Below are 16364 nucleotides of genomic sequence, written 5' to 3'. Positions count from 1 at the left end.
CGACGGCGAAGGGCCCCCGTCCGTTCTGCGGACGGGGGCCCTTCGCCGTCCCCGGAGCTGGATAGGGTGGAGCCCGGGACCCTTCCGGCTCCCGGGACTCTTCCACGACCATCAGGAGCGGCCATGAGCGCTGTGACCCCCGCTGGAGGCGACACCGCGGCGGGCCGCTCCTGGCCCGCCCTGCTGAACCAACTGCTGGACGGCCGGGACCTCTCCGCCGACGACACCGCCTGGGCGATGGACCTGATCATGCGCGGTGAGGCGACCGACGCGCAGATCGCCGGGTTCGCCGTCGCCCTGCGGGCCAAGGGCGAGACCGTGGAGGAGATCACCGGCTGCGTACGGGCGCTGTACGACCACGCCCATGTGATCGAGGTGCCGGGCGCGACGGTCGACATCGTCGGCACCGGCGGCGACGGCGCCAAGACGGTGAACATCTCCACGATGTCGTCGATCGTGGTCGCCGGCACCGGCGCGAAGGTCGTCAAGCACGGCAACCGGGCCGCCTCCTCCGCGTCCGGTGCCTCCGACGTCCTGGAGAAGCTCGGCGTCAATCTGGAGCTGACGCCGCGACGGGTCGCCGAGGTCGCCGAGGAGGCGGGGATCACCTTCTGCTTCGCGGTGAAGTTCCACCCGGCGCTGCGCCACGTCGCCGCCGCCCGCGGCCAGCTGGGCATCCGCACGGTGTTCAACTTCCTCGGCCCGCTGGCCAATCCGGCGAAGGTCAAGGCGCAGGCGGTCGGGGTCGCCGACCCCCGGATGGCCCCCATCATGGCCGGGGTCTTCGCCGGCCGGGGCCACTCCTCGCTGGTGTTCCGCGGTGACGACGGCCTGGACGAGCTGACGACCACCGCCACCTCCAAGGTGTGGGTGGTCCGCGACGGCAAGGTCGACGAGGAGACCTTCGACCCGCGCGACGTCGGCATCGAGCTGGTGCAGGTGGAGGCCCTGCGCGGCGCCGACGCCTCCTACAACGCGGAGGTCGCCCGGCGGCTGCTGGACGGCGAACAGGGCCCCGTCCGCGACGCGGTGCTGCTGAACTCCGCGGCGGCGCTGGTGGCCCTGGAGCCGGGCTCCGGCCCGCTCACCGAGCAGATCCGCGCCGGGATGGCGAAGGCGGCCGAGGCGATCGACTCGGGGGCCGCCAAGCGGGCCCTGGAGCGCTGGGTGGCCGTCAGCAACGCCTAGTCGCCTCACGGCGGGATGTCCCGCGATCCGGACGCGGGTTGCGGGGCATCGATCACTTCACGTATTTTCCTGTCCAGGTCATGAGTGACAGCCATCAGGCCCCGGCCGGCTGTCCGGCAACCCTCCGTCCGTGGCGGGGTGCCCCGGGTGAAGACCAGGCCGTGCGCAGCAAGGCGCACGGCAAGCGCGGACCCCTCGCACACCAGGGGTCCTGGTCGTCGAGGAGCCTTCTGTGAGCAAGCGAATGCGCTAGGGCTGCCGAGCCCCGCCTCCGCACACCCCTTTTCCTCTCCTTCCGCGCTTGAGCGCCGTCCGCTCGCGCGAGGATTCCGCCTGCCCACGGGAGTTCCGCCATGTCCGTCTCCACCGTTGCCGCCGACCGCTCCGTCCGTGCCCCGCTGCCCGTTCTGGGCCGGGACGTCACCGTCCCCCTCGTCACCGGGGGCGAGGTCACCTACGCCGCCCTCGACTACGCCGCCAGCGCGCCCGCCCTCCAGCGCGTGTGGGACGACGTGGCGGCCTACGTCCCCTACTACGGCAGCGTCCACCGGGGCGCCGGGTACCTCTCCCAGCTCTCCACCGACCTGTTCGAGAACGCCCGCCGGACCGTCGCGGAGTTCCTCGGCTGCCGCACCGGTGATCAGGTGGTCTTCACCCGGTCCACCACCGACTCCCTCAACCTGCTCGCCGCCGCGCTCCCCGACGGCTGCGAGGTCTTCGTCTTCGAGACCGAGCACCACGCCTCCCTGCTGCCCTGGCGTGGCGCCCGCGTCACCTGCCTCGACGCCCCGCGCAGCCCCCGCCAGGCCGTGCGGACCCTGGAGCGCGCCCTGGCCGGCCGTGATCCGCACCGCCCGGCCCTGGTCTGCGTCACCGGCGCCTCCAACGTCACCGGAGAGCTGTGGCCCGTACGGGAACTGGCCGAGGCCGCACACGCGCACGGCGCCCGGATCGTGCTGGACGCCGCCCAGCTCGCCCCGCACCACCCGGTGAGCGTCCGTGACCTGGACGTCGACTGGGTCGCCTTCTCCGGGCACAAGCTGTACGCCCCCTTCGGCTCCGGTGTGCTGGCCGGCCGCGCCGACTGGCTGCGCGCGGCCGAGCCCTACCTCGCGGGCGGCGGCGCCAGCCGCACGGTCACCCGGCGCGCGGACGGGGGAGTGGACGTGGAGTGGCACGAGGGCGCCGCCCGGCACGAGGCAGGGTCGCCCAACGTCATCGGCGCCCACGCCATCGCCTCCGCCTGCAAGGCGCTCACCGATGCGGGCTTCGACACGCTGGCCGCCCGGGAGCAGCGGCTGATCCGCGCGGTGCGCGAAGGGCTCGCGGACGTTCCCGAGGTGCGGTTCCTCTCCCTGTTCGGGGACGACGCCCCGCGCGTCGGCGTGCTCTCCTTCGTGGTCGAGGGCTGGAACAGCTCCCACTTCGCCGCCGCGCTGTCCGCCGAGTACGGCATCGGCGTGCGGGACGGGCTGTTCTGCGCGCACCCGCTGGTGCGCACGCTGCTGGGCGGCGACCCGCAGGTGCAGGGTGACTGCGGCGCCCTTGGCGCGGCGCCGGGGGAGAGGCCCCTCAGCGCCATCCGCGTCAGCTTCGGCGTGGGTACGCCCGACGAGCACGTGGAGCGGTTCGTACGCGCGGTGCGCGAGCTCGTCCAGGACACCTCCACCCGGAGGGGCTGACTTCCGGCCCCTCCGGCGTTTGAGGAGCGGGGGTCCGGGGCGCTGCCCCGGGTTCGGGACGGGAAGGGGCGGCGGGGGCGAAACCACCGGCGGGCCGGCACGGGCAGCCGTGTGCCCAGGACGATCATGCGCAGGGCGCGTTCCGTCGCGTCGGTGAGGAGTTCGGCGCCGCGCACCAGCGCCTCCGCCAGGGCCATCGGCGCGGGCAGGATGCCGTGGCAGGCGTCCACGCCCGGCACCTCGTGCGCGCCCTCGCCGAGCGTGCCCGCCAGGGCCGGCACCGGCCGCCCGGACAGCATGGCGCGGCGGGCCACCTCCGCCGGGACCTTGCCGCGCGGTGTCTGGTGGGTGAGCTGTCGGTCACCGGAGGCCGGGAGACGACCTCGTCGCTCGGCGCCGGTCCGGGCCGCGTGGACGAGGTGGTGGGCGCCGGAGCGGGCGAGCCGCTGTCCAGTTCGACCCGAGGCGCGGCACCTTGGGCGGCGCGGGGCTGTCGGCGAGCGCGAAAGTGGTCGCGGCGACGTCGAGCGGGATCAGCACGACGGCGGCCAGGGCCGCCATCCGGCGAGTGAGGACCATGGACCCGATCCTGCGGCCCGCACCGGAGGGTCCGGATGAGTCCCGGGTGAAGAACTCTTCATCTTCCCCGGGCCGCTCGCGGCCTCAGCTGTCCAGGCCGATGGCGAACGCCGCCTCCAGGTCGTGCTGCGAGTACGTACGGAACGCCACGTGCGTGTCGGTGCCCTCCACGCCCGGGATCTTGCTGATCCGGCCGGGGATGACCTCCGCCAGGTCCTCGTGCTCCCGGACCCGGACCATGGCGATCAGGTCGTAGGTGCCGGTCACGGAGAAGACCTCGCTGACGCTGTCCAGCGAGGCGATCTGCTCCGCGATCTCGGGGATCCGGTCCACGCTGGTCTTGATGAGGACGATCGCGGTGATCACGGCTGGTTCTCTCCCTCGGGGGCCGGAGCAGGGGCGGACTTCACTGTAGTCGCCCTGCCGAAGCACACCCACGCGCAGCCGAGGCCCAGCCCGAACCCCACCAGGTGCGCCAGATACGCCACCCCCGGCCCGTCGGCCGCCCGCCCCGCCGCCGCCCACTGCAGCGCCGCCCAGAACGGCAGCACCACCCACGCCGGCAGGCGCACCGGCAGGAAGAACAGGAACGGCAGGAGACTGGTGACCCGCGCCCGGGGGAACAGGAAGAGGAACGCGCCGAGGACCGCCGAGATCGCCCCGGAGGCACCGACCAGGGAGCGCTCGGAGCCCGCGTTGGCGGCGGCGTACCCCAGCAGCGCCAGGTAGCCGCAGCCGGCGTAGCACAGGGTGAACCGCACCCGGCCCATCCGTGCCTCGGTCATCGCCCCGAAGACGTGGAGGAACAGCATGTTGCCGAGCAGATGCACCCAGCCGCCGTGCACGAACAGCGCCGTGGCCGGGGTCAGGAGGGCCCCGGGGGATCCTTCGAACAGGTCTGCGGGGATCACGCCCCAGCGTTGGAAGTAGGCCCTCTGCCCGGTGAGCGGCTCGTCCCCGGATCCGTCGGCCGGGACGAGGCCCGAGGCCGGTCCGATCAGGAAGACCAGGCAGCACAGCACGACGAGGGTGTGGGTCACCGGCGCGGAGGTGCCCCGGATCGCCGCCGCGGCCGACGCGCTCCAGTTGCGGATCATGAGTACAGAGCATGACGTAACCGGACACAACCGCACAGACCGCCTCGCCGCCGTGGACGGGCGGGCGGCGGGCACCCGCCAGGCCGTAGGGTTACGTGCCACACGCACCGGGCAGCCCGGTGCGTCACGGACACTGGAAGGAAGGCGAACAGCCACGATGACGGTTCCTCTGCCGACCGCCTCGACGCGGTGGCGCTGCACCCTCTGCGGCAACCTCACCCGCTTCGACGTGACGCGCTCGTCGAAGGTCGTCGAGTACGTCCACCTCGACCTGGCCGGAGAGCCCAGGGTCGAGGAGCGCGAGGTGCTCGATGAGACGATCGAGTCGGTGCGGTGCCGCTGGTGCAACGCCGTGGACCAGGTGGAACTCGTGGACAGGCCGGGCGCCGGCTCCTGAAGCGGAGCGGGCCCCGCTGACGGCGACCCCGCACGCGGGGTCGCACACAGGCATTGGGGTGTGACGGATGGTGGAGACCACGGGCGGGGGGCCGCAGGACGGCACCGCCGAGGTGCTCGACCGTCCGCTGCCCGACGGAGTGCGCCGCCGCGTCGTCCAGATCGTCGCCGACGGCTTCGGCGGCCTCACGGTCGCCGAGCTGCCCGCCCAGCTCAGGCAGTACGCCCGGTTCGCCCCCAACCGCCGCGCCAAGTTCGCCGGCAACGCCATGGCGGCGGCGCTGGAGACCGATCCGCTGTTCCGGCAGCGCATCGGGGAGAAGCTCAGAGAAGCCCAGCCGGAACTGACCGGCGCTCTTGACTCCGGCTCCCCGCCCCCGGCCGCGGACCCGCTCGACGTGGCGGCCGCGGCCTACGTGCTCCGCCAGGTGGGCTGGGTCAAGCTGGTGACCGCCGCCGGCGAGGAGGCCCAGCGCGCCGACGCCGAGCGCGCCGACGAGGAGACCCGCGCCGAGCTGGAGCGGCTGCGCGCCGAGCTCGACCGGGCCCGCGAGCTCACCAGGGCCGAGACCGAGCGGCTGCGCGCCGAGCTGGACGCGGCGAAGAAGGAGACCGAGTCGCTCCACCGCAAGCTGCGCTCCGCCCTCAGCGACGTCAAGCGCGGCGAGGCCGCCCTGCGCAAGCTGCGCGGAGAGATGGACGCCGTGCGCGCCGAGGGCCACGCCCAGGTGTCGGCCGCCGAGAGCGAGAGCCGGCGCCTCAAGGCACGGCTCGGGGAGACCGAGGCCGCGCTGGAGGCCGCGCGCCGGGCCGCCCGCGAGGGCCGCAGCGTCGAGGACATGCGCGTACGGCTGCTGCTGGACACCGTGCTCGACGCGGCCCAGGGGCTCCGGCGCGAGCTGGCGCTGCCCCCCGTGTCCGTCCGGCCCGCCGAGACCGTGGACGCCGTGGAACCGGGGCGCATGACCCCGAAGGACATCGCCGCCCGCGCGCTGTCCGAGGACGACCCGGCCATCCTGAACCAGCTCCTCGCGCTGCCGCAGGCCCATCTGGTCGTCGACGGCTACAACGTCACCAAGACCGGCTATCCCCAGATGCCGCTGGAGAAGCAGCGCCTGCGCCTGCTGGGCCAGCTCGCCCAGCTCGCCGCGCAGACCGGCGCCGAGGTCACCTGTGTCTTCGACGGCGCCGAACTGGCCGCGCCGGTGCTGCTGGCGCCGCCGCGCGGAGTGCGGGTGCTGTTCTCCAAGCCGGGCGTCACCGCCGACGAACTCATCCGCCAGCTGGTGCGCGCCGAGCCGCCGGGGCGGCCGGTCATCGTCGCCTCCACCGACCGCGAGGTCGCCGACGGGGTCGCCCGCGCCGGCGCACGCCCCGTCGCGTCGGCAGTTCTCCTCAAGAGGCTTTCCTAGTATCTGATGCAGATCCGTCCCCCGTGCAACGTAACGGATCTATGCCCGAATTGACGGAACCGTCACGCAACGTAGCGTCAAAGCTGCGTTACTGCAGGTGAATTGGGGCCCAATAAACCCGCTGTAACGGAGATTTTGTGTCCGGGGATTTGAACTGATCACAAGAGAATCACTAGGGTCTGCCTTCGAACCCGCGCTCGCGCGATCACTCTCGAGAAGGAGCTCGTCTCCGTGGCGTCCCACCGTCGTCCCAAGCAGCCGAGCCGCGCACGTGTGACCGTGCTCACCACCGCTGCCGCAGCTGCCGTCGTCATGAGCTCGCAGGCCGCCAACGCCGCCCCGAGCGAGAAGCCGAGCAAGGACGAGGTCAAGGCCAAGGTCGACAAGCTCTACGAGCAGGCGGAACAGGCCACCGAGAAGTACAACGGCGCCAAGGAGAAGCAGGAGAAGCTCCAGAAGGAGATCTCCACCATCCAGGACAACGTCGCCAAGGGCCAGCAGGAGCTCAACGAGCTGCGCGACGGCCTCGGTTCGATGGCCAGCGCCCAGTACCGCAGCGGCGGCATAGACCCCTCCCTGCAGCTCTTCCTCTCCGCCGACCCGGACGACTACCTCGACAAGGCGTCCACCCTCGACCAGTTGAGCACCCAGCAGGTCGACGCGCTGAAGAAGATCCAGGAGAAGCAGCGCGAACTCGCCCAGCAGCGCTCCGAGGCGTCCGAGAAGCTCGAGGATCTCGCCTCCACCCGCACCGAACTGGGCAAGAAGAAGAAGGAAGTCCAGGGCAAGCTCGCCTCCGCGCAGAAGCTGCTCAACAGTCTCACCGCCGCGGAGAAGGCGCAGCTCGCCGAGGAGCAGCAGCGCGCCACCCGCACCAGCGAGCGCGACGCCCTCTCGGTCAACGTCCCGCCCGGTTCCGGGCGCGCCGCCGCGGCCTTCGCCGCCGCCCAGAGCAAGCTCGGGTCCCCCTACGTCTACGGCTCCACCGGCCCGTCCTCCTTCGACTGCTCGGGCCTGACCTCCTGGGCGTACGCGCAGGCCGGTGTCGGCATCCCGCGCACCTCCGAGGCACAGACCGGCGCGGGCACCAGGATCTACTCGGTGAGCCAGCTCAAGGTCGGCGACCTGGTCTTCTTCTTCAACGACCTGCACCACGTGGGCCTCTACGCGGGCAACGGCCAGATCATCCACGCTCCGCGCCCCGGCACCGTCGTGCGCTACGAGTCGATGAACACCATCGGCGGCCCGTTCATGTTCGGCGTCCGCGTCTAGCGCCTCCGCGGCGTCCGGTGCGCCCGTTCGAGGGAATCGCACCGGCGCCGGACGGTCCCACGCCCCGCCTCCGACGCAGGTCACAGGCGGGGCGTCACCGTGTGTGCCCCCTCCGGCCGTTGGTCCGCCCGCCGCCGCCGACGCTACTGTCTGCCGCGTTTCCCTGTCCGCCAGCGGAAGGAGCGCGGCTTCCCGTGGGGTCCCATCGCCGTACCGCACCGTCCTCCGGATCCGACCGGAGTGCCGTCGTCGCCCTCGGCCTGCTGTCCGCAGCGGCCACCGCCCTCGGCGCGGTACCGGCCGCGGCCACTCCGCACGACGACACCCGGGCAGAGGTGGACCGCCTGTACCAGGAGGCGGAGAAGGCGACCGAGGCGTACAACGCGGCCGACGAGCGCGCCGACGGGCTGCGCCGGCAGATCGCCACCGCGCAGGACGGCATCGCCCGCAAACAGCAGCGGGTGAACGCCATGCGCGAGTCCCTGGGGTCGCTCGCCGGGGCCCAGTACCGCTCCGGCGGCCTGGAGCCCGCCCTCGCCCTGCTGCTCTCCGACGACCCGGAGGACTACCTCGAGAAGGCCTCCGTCCTCGACCGCATCACCGTCCACCAGGCCGGTGAGCTGAAGAGGCTCCGGGCGGTCCTGCGCTCCCTCGCCCAGGACCGGGCGGAGGCGGCCGGCAGGCTCGGCGCGCTGGAGAAGAGCCGCAAGGCCGTCGCCGCCCACAAGCGGACCGTCGAGAGCAAGCTCGCCGAGGCCCGCCGGCTGCTCAACTCCCTCCCGGCCGGCGACCGCGCCGCCTACGACCGCGCCACCCGCTCCGCCCGCGCGGACCTGCCCGGCCCCCACGGCACACCCGCCTCCGGCCGCGCGGCCGCCGCGGTCGCCGCCGCCCGCTCCGCCCTCGGCAGGCCCTACGTGTGGGGCGCCAACGGCCCCGGCGGCTTCGACTGCTCGGGACTCACCCAGTGGTCGTACGCCCAGGCCGGGGTCGCCCTGCCGCGCACCTCGCAGGCCCAGCGGTACGCCGGCCGGCAGGTCCCGCTCTCCGAGGCACGCCCCGGTGACCTGGTCCTCTACCGCTCCGACGCCTCCCATGTCGGGATGTACATGGGCAACGGCCAGGTGATCCACGCGCCCTACCCCGGCGCCCCCGTGCGCTACGACCCGGTCGGGATGATGCCGGTCTCGTCGGTCACCAGGGTCTGACCGGGACGGCCCGGCGCCCGTACCCTCGGGAAGGTGGCTGGTCGAAGGCGGGTACCGGGAGCGTCGGTGGTGGCGCTGTGTCTGCTGCTCGTCTCCCTCGTCTCGTGCGGCGGCGGCACGGCCGTCGACGGCGCCCGCGCGGAGGTGCAGTCGCTCCTCGACCGGCGGGCGGAGGCGGTCCTCGACCGGGATGCCGCCGCCTACGCCCGCACCGGCACCCGGGCCGGGTTCGACAACCTGCGCGCGGTACCGCTCGCGGACTGGTCCTACCGCGTCACCTCCCTCGACCGCACCGGCGACAGCGCCACCGTCTCCGCCGACCTCAGCTACCGCGTCGAGGGCCACGACCGGGCCCCGGTCGTCACCGCCCGCTCCCTGCGCCTGAGCCGGGACCGGGACGGCCACTGGTCCGTCGACTCGGACCGCCCCGCGCGCAGGTCCGGCCAGCAACTGTGGGACCAGGGCACGGCACGGGCCGTCCGGGGCGAACGCAGCCTCGTGCTGGGCGTCGGGCAGCCCGACGGGAGGCTGCGGGACTACGCCGAGCTCGCCGACCGCGCGGTGCCCGCCGTGTCCGACGCCTGGGGCCCCGAGTGGCCCCGGCGGGTCGTCGTCCTGGTCCCGGAGTCCCTGGACGGCATGGCGGGCCTGCTGGGCTCGCCCGCCTCCTCCTACCGGGGCATCGCGGCGGTCACCACCGGCGCCACCGGCACGGACGGGCGGGCGCCGGCGGACCGGGTCATCGTCAACCCGGACGCCTTCGCCCTGCTCGGCGACCAGGGCCGGCAGGTCGTCCTCACCCACGAGACCACCCACGTCGCGACCCGCGCCCACACCTCCCCCGCGACCCCGCTGTGGCTGTCCGAGGGGTTCGCCGACTGGGTCGGCTACCGCGGCGGCGACCGCACCCCCGCGGAGGCCGCACCGGAGCTCGCCCGCGCGGTGAGCCAGGGGGAGGTGCCGGACGCGCTGCCGGGCGACGAGGACTTCGGGTTCTCCGGTGACGCGGACGGGCTCGCGCGGGCGTACGAGAGCGGCTGGCTGGCCTGCCGCCTGATCGCCGAGCGGTGGGGGGAGGAACGCCTCGGTGCGTTCTACCGCGCGGTGGGCGCCCACGAGGACCGCGACGGCGCGGTCGAGGACGCGATGCGGCGGGTCCTGGGGACCACACCGGAGGACTTCACCCTCCAGTGGCGCGACTACGTGAGAACCACCCTGCACTGAGCCGTCCCCACCGCGTGACCGCGGGCAGTCGTGCCTCCCCTCGTGCCTCAAGGGCCTGGGAGGTACCCCCAGGGCGGCAGTGGGCGCGCTGGGGGTGCCCCCTCCGGGGGAGGCACCCCGTCGGCGCCGGGCTGCGCAGCACCCCCCGGCCCGCACCGACGCCGGGAGCCCCGTCGCGTCAGTGGGACACCGGCGTCTCCGCGGCACGGGCGGTACCGGTGACCACAGGGACCTCCCGCCGCCCCGGCACCGTCGAGCACCACAGGACCCGGGCCGCGACCAGGGTCGCCACCACCAGCAGCCCGTTGCGCAGCACCAGCAGCGTGATCCCCAGCCCGTCACTCGCCACGACGTGCGCGAACCACAACGGGAACTCCAGCACCGTCACGAAGCACGCCACCAGCACCAGCACGACCGGCACCCGCATGCGGCTCCCGCGGAAACAGAGGCAGACGGCGGCCAGCCCCACCAGCCACACCATGTACTGCGGACTGATCACCCGGCTCGTCGTGGTGAACATCAGCACCGCCACGAACGCCGCGTCCGCGACCGTGTGCGGCTCGAAGCGACGCGCCAGCAGCCGCCACAGCACCAGCCAGGCCAGCGCGGCCCCCGTCAGGAACAGCGCCCCCGTGCTCACCCAGGTCACGTACGGGCCGAGGAACTCCACCGAGCCGTAGTTGAGCAGCACCTCGCCCTCCCAGCCGTGGTGCCGGGCCACATGGAAGACCAGCGCCCCCAGCGACTCCACCTCCGTCCCCCGGTCCCGCTGGAAGCCGAGGAACGCGAACGCCCCCGGCATCAGTACGGCGAACAGCGCGGCCACACCGGCGCCGGTCACCGCCGCCGACACCCACGCCCCGCGCCGGCGCATCCCGAGGAGCAGCAGCGCCGGCCACACCTTCAGCAGCGCCCCGAAGCCGGCCAGCGCCCCCATCAGCCGCGGGTGCCGGGCGGCGGCCAGCAGGGCGCCCACCGCCACGGCGGTCACCATCACGTCGTACCGCGCGTACACCGTCGGCCCCAGCAGCGGTACACCCGCCACCCACACCCAGGCACCGCGCCGCGCCCGGCCGGGACCGCGGCCGCCCTGCAGCAGAAGCGCCAGCGTGACCAGGTCGGCGACCAGGGCCAGGACGAAGAACGCCGTGGCGTACTCCAGGAACGGCAGCAGGCCGGGGGAGAGGATCGCCAGCGCCGCGGCCGGCGGGTACTGCCAGGTCACGTCCTCCCGCGGGAACGTTCCGGTGCGCAGGACGTCGTACCAGCCCTGGTAGATCACCGACACGTCACTGGTGACGTCCGGCCCCGGAAAGACGATCACCTTGAGCACGCACAGCAGCAACGCCGCTCTCGTCAGCCCCCAGAGGACCAGGAGCCATGCGAGGGACCCTCGAGCGGCCTTCGTCTTCACGTGATTCCTGCCCGTCCGGTGTTCCGTCGTGAGGGGCCATGATGTCCCGGACCCGGGTGCGTGTGCCACAGAGCACCGCCGCGGCCAAGGACGCGAACGCCGTTCGGTAGGGTCTGCGGCGATGCACAAGACCCTGATCGTGACCAACGACTTCCCGCCCCGGCCCGGCGGCATCCAGGCGTTCCTGCACAACATGGCGCTACGGCTCGACCCCGAGCGCCTCGTCGTCTACGCCTCCACCTGGAAGCGCTCCCGGGAGGGCGTCGAGGCGACCGCCGCCTTCGACGCCGAGCAGCCGTTCACCGTCGTGCGCGACCGTACGACGATGCTGCTGCCCACCCCGGCCGTCACCCGGCGGGCGGTCGGGCTGCTGCGCGAGCACGGGTGCACCTCGGTGTGGTTCGGGGCGGCGGCGCCGCTCGGCCTGATGGCACCGGCACTGCGCCGCGCGGGCGCGGAGCGGATCGTGGCCACCACCCACGGCCACGAGGCCGGATGGGCCCAGCTGCCCGCCGCGCGGCAGCTGCTGCGCCGGATCGGGGAGTCCACGGACACGATCACCTACCTGGGCGAGTACACGCGCTCCCGGATCGCCTCGGCGCTCACCCCGGAGGCCGCCTCGCGGATGGTGCAGCTCCCGCCCGGGGTCGACGAGAAGACCTTCCACTCCGGCTCGGGCGGCGACGAGGTGCGGGCGCGCCTCGGGCTGACCGACCGCCCGGTGGTCGTGTGCGTCTCACGGCTGGTGCCGCGCAAGGGCCAGGACACGCTGATCCGGGCGATGCCCGCGATCCTGGCCGCCGAACCGGAGGCCGTGCTGCTGATCGTCGGCGGCGGCCCCTACGAGAAGGACCTGCGCGGGCTCGCGCGGGACACCGGTGTGTCCGCGGCCGTCCGCTTCACCGGCTCCGTCCCCTGGTCCGAGCTGCCCGCCCACTACGGCGCCGGTGACGTCTTCGCGATGCCCTGCCGCACCCGGCGCGGGGGACTGGACGTCGAAGGGCTCGGCATCGTCTACCTGGAGGCCTCCGCGACCGGCCTCCCGGTGGTCGCCGGCGCCTCCGGAGGCGCCCCCGACGCGGTCCTCGACGGCGAGACCGGCTGGGTCGTCCCCGGAAACTCCCCCGAGCAGACCGCCGACCGCGTCACCACCCTCCTCGCCGACGAGGAACTCCGCCGCAGGATGGGCCAGCGGGGCCGCGAATGGGTCGAGGAGAAGTGGCGCTGGGACCTCCTCGCCGAACACTTGAGAACCCTGCTGTAGAACAACGCGCCCCACAGGGGCGCGGGGAACTGCGCGACAAGCCACAGCCGGCCCGCACCCGCCCGGGGCGCTCACGTGGCACCCCGAACCGCGTCCTACCGCCGACTACTTCGCGTAGATCGCCTCGATCTCGTGCGCGTAGTCCTTCGCCACGACATTCCGCTTCAGCTTCAGCGACGGAGTCAGATGCCCCGACTCCTCGGTGAACTGCGCCGGCAGAATGCGGAACTTCCGCACCGACTCCGCCTTCGACACCGCGGCGTTCCCGTCGTCCACCGCCGACTGGACCGCCGCGAGCAGATCGGGATCCTCGCTCAGTGACGCCGCGGTCGACCCCGCCGGCTTGCCGTGCTCGGCGCACCACCGGCCCAGGAACTCCTCGTCGATGGTGACCAGCGCACCCACGAACGGCCGCCCGTCACCCACCACCATGCACTCGGCGACCAGCGCGTGCGCCCGGATCCGGTCCTCGATGACCGCCGGGGCGACGTTCTTGCCGCCCGCCGTCACCAGGATCTCCTTCTTGCGGCCGGTGATCCGCAGATAACCGTCCTCGTCCAGCGTGCCGATGTCACCGGTGTGGAACCAGCCGTCGGCGAGCGCCTCGGCGGTGGCGCCCGGGTTGTTCCAGTACTCCTTGAACAGGTGCTCGCCGTGCAGCAGCACCTCCCCGTCGTCCGCTATCCGGACGACCGAGCCGGGCAGCGGCTGGCCGACCGTGCCGATCTTCTGCCGGTCCCACGGGTTGAACGCGGTGGCCGCGCAGGACTCGGTCAGGCCGTAGCCCTCCAGCACGCTGAAGCCGATGCCGCGGAAGAAGTGGCCCAGGCGCTCGCCCAGCGGGGCGCCGCCCGAGATGGCGTACTCGCCGCGCCCGCCCAGCACCGCGCGCAGCTTGCCGTAGACCAGCTTGTCGAACACCTTGTGCTTGATCTTCAGACCGACCGACGGCCCGGACGGCGTGTCCAGCGCCTGGCTGTAGGCGATCGCCGTGTCCGCCGCCTTGTCGAAGATCTTCCCCTTGCCGTCGGCCTGCGCCTTGGCCCGCGCCGAGTTGTAGACCTTCTCGAAGACCCGCGGCACACCGAGGATCAGCGTCGGCCGGAACGCGGCCAGCTCGTCGGTGAGGTTCTTGATGTCGGGCACGCACCCCAGCTTGATCGGCGCCATCATGGGCGCGATCTGCACCAGCCGCCCGAAGACGTGAGCGAGCGGCAGGAACAGCAGCACCGAGCACTCACCGGTGCGGAACAGCGGACGCAGCCGCTCCACGATGTTGCCGCACTCGGCGAAGAAGCTGCGGTGGGTGAGCACACAGCCCTTGGGGCGGCCGGTGGTGCCGGAGGTGTAGACGATGGTGGCCGGGTCGTCCGCCTTCGCGACCGAGCTGCGCTCCTCGACGGTCTCGTCGCCGACGCCCTGCCCGAGCCGGCCCAGCTCCTCGAGACCGCCGGCCTCGATCTGCCACAGGTTCTTCAGCGCGGGCAGCCGGTCGCGCACCGACTCCACGGCCGCCGCGTGGGCGTCGAGCTCCACGAAGCAGGCGGTGGCGCCGGAGTCGCCGAGGATCCACGCCACCTGCTCCGGCGAGCTGGTCTCGTACACCGGCACGGTGACCGCGCCGGCGCTCCAGATCGCGAAGTCCAGCAGCGTCCACTCGTACCGGGTGCGGGACATCAGGCCGACCCGGTCGCCGGGCTGCACACCGGCGGCGATCATGCCCTTGGCGGCCTCCCGCACCTCCGCCAGGAAGGTGGTGGCCGTCACGTCCTGCCAGGTACCGCCGACCTTGCGGGCGATGACGGCGACGTCGGGGTGCTGCGCGGCGTTTCTGCGGACGATGTCGGTCAGATTGCCGTCCGCGGGGACCTCGTACAAAGCCGGAAGGCTGAACTCGCGCAAGACTGCTGCTCCTCTTAGGGCGCCGGCGCCACGACGTTGTGCGATGCGACGGTGCGGTCCAAGGCTCGGGCGGGTGCTCGCGAATTCACAAGTTGAAATCCCGAGCACGACTGGACTGCCCGGACGTTACCCGCCGGTATGGCGTCTACGACAGGGGGTCCCGGCGAGATGTTCGCTGCGTCACACAGGTTGGTGTTCCATTGCGCACAGTAGTCCACCCCCGGACCGACCAGCCAGTAACCGCAGGTGGGCCCGGCATTGTTCACGCGCGCCGCACACGCTTACCCTTGATCGCCATGGCAGCGACACGAGGCGGAAACCGGCGCACACGCGTGCACGTGGTCAGTGACGTGCACGGCAACGCCCGTGACCTCGCGCGGGCCGGCGAGGGCGCCGACGCCCTGGTCTGCCTGGGCGACCTGGTGCTCTTCCTCGACTACGCCGACCACTCGCGCGGCATCTTCCCCGACCTGTTCGGCGCCGGGAACGCCGGCCGCATCGTGGAGCTGCGCACCGCGCGCCGCTTCGACGAGGCCCGCGAGTTCCAGCGGCGGCTGTGGGCCGGCATCGGCATGGACAAGGCCGCGGCGATCGAGACGGCGGTGCGCAAGCAGTACGCCGAGATGTTCGCCGCCTTCCCCACTCCTACGTACGCCACGTACGGCAACGTCGACATGCCGCCCCTGTGGCGGGAGTACGCGGGCCCCGGCACCACCGTCCTCGACGGGCAGCGGGTCGAGATCGGCGGCTGGACCTTCGGCTTCGTCGGCGGCGGACTGCGCACGCCCATGCGCACGCCGTACGAGATCGACGACGAGGAGTACGCCGCGAAGATCGAGGCCGTCGGCGAGGTCGACGTGCTGTGCACGCACATCCCGCCGGAGGTGCCGGAGCTGGTCTACGACACCGTCGCCCGCCGGTTCGAACGCGGCAGCCGGGCCCTGCTGGACGCGATCCACCGCACCCGGCCCCGCTATTCGCTGTTCGGCCACGTGCACCAGCCGCTGGTGAAGCGGATGCGGATCGGCGCCACCGAATGCGTGAACGTGGGCCACTTCGCGAGCAGCGGACGGCCCTGGGCGCTGGAGTGGTGAGGCCGGAAGGGGGCGGATGCCCCAGGTCGGGTGCGTTCCGCCGGTCCGGTGCACGGTAGCCTTCCGCTGCACGCGCGTGCGCTCGGCGCACCGCGCACGGCGATGACGAACTACCGGCCCGCATCTGGAGGAGCCACGGCGATGGCGGAACACACCAGCTCGAGCATCACGATCGAGGCGGCACCGGCCGACGTCATGGGGGTGATCGCCGACTTCGCCCGCTATCCCGACTGGACGGGTGAGGTGAAGGAGGCGGAGGTCCTCAAGACCGACGAGCAGGGCCGCGCCGAGCAGGTGCGCCTCGTCATGGACGCCGGCGCGATCAAGGACGACCAGACGCTCGCGTACACCTGGACCGGGGGGAACGAGGTCTCCTGGACCCTGGTGAAGTCCCAGATGCTCCGCTCCCTCGACGGCTCCTACATCCTCGCCCCGGCCGGCCCGGGCACCACCGAGGTCACCTACCGGCTGACGGTCGACGTCAAGATCCCGATGCTCGGCATGATCAAGCGCAAGGCGGAGAAGGTCATCATCGACCGCGCCCTGGCAGGCCTGAAGAAGCGCGTGGAGTCCAGCCCGAAGTAACGCGCGGCGGCACCCCTCCGGCGCGGGGCAGCGCGACTCACCGCCGC

At 72.8% G+C, this 16364-nt stretch carries 14 protein-coding genes, 2 pseudogenes and 1 riboswitch; of the genes and pseudogenes, 10 read left to right on the top strand and 6 right to left on the bottom strand.

What is annotated here, in order from left to right; genetic code table 11:
• Positions 1-123 precede the first annotated feature (123 nt).
• A complete protein-coding gene (trpD, locus tag F1615_RS25070; RefSeq protein ID WP_149551338.1) occupies positions 124-1188 on the top strand; it encodes an anthranilate phosphoribosyltransferase in 1065 nt (354 codons plus the stop codon).
• A gap of 76 nt (positions 1189-1264) precedes the next feature.
• Positions 1265-1381, top strand: a riboswitch (SAM riboswitch).
• 160 nt (positions 1382-1541) lie between these two features.
• On the top strand, positions 1542-2870 hold the full coding sequence (locus F1615_RS25065) for an aminotransferase class V-fold PLP-dependent enzyme (RefSeq protein WP_149551337.1): 1329 nt from the start codon (positions 1542-1544) through the stop codon (positions 2868-2870).
• Positions 2871-2962: 92 nt separating this feature from the next.
• Here F1615_RS25065 and F1615_RS25060 read toward each other — a convergent pair.
• The 4 genes and pseudogenes from F1615_RS25060 to F1615_RS25045 form a co-directional block, all read right to left on the bottom strand.
• A pseudogene (locus F1615_RS25060) lies at positions 2963-3223 on the bottom strand (glycerate kinase); the annotation flags it as partial.
• A pseudogene (locus F1615_RS36440) lies at positions 3223-3449 on the bottom strand (small secreted hydrophilic protein); the annotation flags it as partial. The pseudogenes F1615_RS25060 and F1615_RS36440, both read right to left, overlap by 1 nt.
• An 84-nt stretch (positions 3450-3533) precedes the next feature.
• Positions 3534-3815 (bottom strand): Lrp/AsnC family transcriptional regulator, encoded by a 282-nt coding sequence (locus F1615_RS25050; protein WP_037931200.1) that lies wholly within the window; start codon positions 3813-3815, stop codon positions 3534-3536.
• Positions 3812-4546 carry a rhomboid family intramembrane serine protease gene (locus tag F1615_RS25045; protein ID WP_149551336.1) on the bottom strand — a complete coding sequence of 245 codons (735 nt, stop codon included), beginning with the start codon at positions 4544-4546 and terminating at the stop codon, positions 3812-3814. The genes F1615_RS25050 and F1615_RS25045 overlap by 4 nt, the downstream gene beginning before the upstream one ends.
• A 157-nt stretch (positions 4547-4703) precedes the next feature.
• Between F1615_RS25045 and F1615_RS25040 the strand changes: the two genes are divergently transcribed.
• From F1615_RS25040 to F1615_RS25020, 5 genes are all read left to right on the top strand, one after another.
• Positions 4704-4943 (top strand): hypothetical protein, encoded by a 240-nt coding sequence (locus F1615_RS25040; protein WP_004989130.1) that lies wholly within the window; start codon positions 4704-4706, stop codon positions 4941-4943.
• Positions 4944-5010: 67 nt separating this feature from the next.
• The gene (locus tag F1615_RS25035) at positions 5011-6354 is read left to right on the top strand and encodes an NYN domain-containing protein (protein ID WP_149551335.1); all 1344 of its coding nucleotides are present in this window, start codon (positions 5011-5013) and stop codon (positions 6352-6354) included.
• Between the two features lie 231 nt (positions 6355-6585).
• A complete protein-coding gene (locus F1615_RS25030; protein WP_149551334.1) occupies positions 6586-7626 on the top strand; it encodes a C40 family peptidase in 1041 nt (346 codons plus the stop codon).
• Positions 7627-7820: 194 nt separating this feature from the next.
• On the top strand, positions 7821-8834 hold the full coding sequence (locus F1615_RS25025) for a C40 family peptidase (protein ID WP_149551333.1): 1014 nt from the start codon (positions 7821-7823) through the stop codon (positions 8832-8834).
• A gap of 33 nt (positions 8835-8867) precedes the next feature.
• On the top strand, positions 8868-10058 hold the full coding sequence (locus F1615_RS25020) for a hypothetical protein (protein WP_167533849.1): 1191 nt from the start codon (positions 8868-8870) through the stop codon (positions 10056-10058).
• 178 nt (positions 10059-10236) lie between these two features.
• On the opposite strand, the gene F1615_RS25015 is transcribed toward F1615_RS25020, so the two are convergent.
• Complete coding sequence (locus F1615_RS25015; protein WP_149551332.1) at positions 10237-11472, bottom strand: glycosyltransferase family 87 protein; 1236 nt, start codon at positions 11470-11472, stop codon at positions 10237-10239.
• Positions 11473-11593: 121 nt separating this feature from the next.
• Between F1615_RS25015 and F1615_RS25010 the strand changes: the two genes are divergently transcribed.
• A complete protein-coding gene (locus F1615_RS25010; protein ID WP_149551331.1) occupies positions 11594-12736 on the top strand; it encodes a glycosyltransferase family 4 protein in 1143 nt (380 codons plus the stop codon).
• Positions 12737-12841: 105 nt separating this feature from the next.
• Here F1615_RS25010 and F1615_RS25005 read toward each other — a convergent pair whose 3' ends face one another.
• On the bottom strand, positions 12842-14638 hold the full coding sequence (locus F1615_RS25005) for an AMP-dependent synthetase/ligase (protein ID WP_149551330.1): 1797 nt from the start codon (positions 14636-14638) through the stop codon (positions 12842-12844).
• A gap of 296 nt (positions 14639-14934) precedes the next feature.
• Here F1615_RS25005 and F1615_RS25000 point away from each other — a divergent pair, with 296 nt between their 5' ends.
• Both F1615_RS25000 and F1615_RS24995 read left to right on the top strand, forming a co-directional pair.
• Positions 14935-15732 (top strand): metallophosphoesterase family protein, encoded by a 798-nt coding sequence (locus tag F1615_RS25000; RefSeq protein WP_149551329.1) that lies wholly within the window; start codon positions 14935-14937, stop codon positions 15730-15732.
• Between the two features lie 141 nt (positions 15733-15873).
• Positions 15874-16317, top strand: coding sequence for an SRPBCC family protein (locus F1615_RS24995; RefSeq protein WP_149551328.1), 444 nt, complete (start codon positions 15874-15876; stop codon positions 16315-16317).
• The last annotated feature ends 47 nt before the right edge of the window (positions 16318-16364 follow it).

This window comes from Streptomyces marokkonensis, assembly GCF_008312835.1.
Lineage (GTDB): Bacteria > Actinomycetota > Actinomycetes > Streptomycetales > Streptomycetaceae > Streptomyces > Streptomyces marokkonensis_A.
This window is presented reverse-complemented; position numbering and strand designations above follow the sequence as displayed.